General features: G+C 43.7%; 1 protein-coding gene. It reads left to right on the forward strand.

Annotation, left to right across the window (positions count from 1 at the left end):
- Window positions 1–387 (forward strand): YadA C-terminal domain-containing protein (locus tag M2R47_RS09400; RefSeq protein ID WP_249102543.1); only part of this gene is annotated, 387 nt, incomplete at its 5' end.
- Between the last annotated feature and the right edge of the window lie 84 nt (window positions 388–471).

A 471-nucleotide genomic window follows, 5' to 3' on the forward strand; every position in this document is an offset into this window, starting at 1 on the left:
ATCAGCCTGACTGCTCAAGGCTTGAACAACGGTGGTCAACGCATCACCAATGTCGCCCCTGGTGTTGACATGACGGATGCGGTGAATGTGGGGCAGTTGCGTCAGGTTGATCAAAAAATTGACAATGTGGTCAATCATGTCAATGAGATGGATAATCATCTAAGAGCTGGTATTGCTGGTGCGAACGCGATTGCATTCTTGCAAAGACCAAATGAACCTGGTAGAAACCTTGTTTCTTTTGCGATTGGTGGATATCGTGGCGAATCAGCTGTGGCGATTGGCTATGCCTCTAACTCTGATAATAATAAAATATCTATCAAGTTTGGTGCAGGTGTAAACACTCGTAAAGATGTTAACTGGGGTGGTAGTGTTGGCTACCAATGGTAACCCCTAAACTCTAACAAAACCAAGCCGTCTTGTTGAGACGAGGCGGCTTTTCAAGTTGTTATTAATAGGAATTTATATGAAACA

Origin of the sequence: Moraxella oculi (assembly GCF_023336735.1) — a bacterium.
GTDB lineage: Bacteria > Pseudomonadota > Gammaproteobacteria > Pseudomonadales > Moraxellaceae > Moraxella > Moraxella oculi.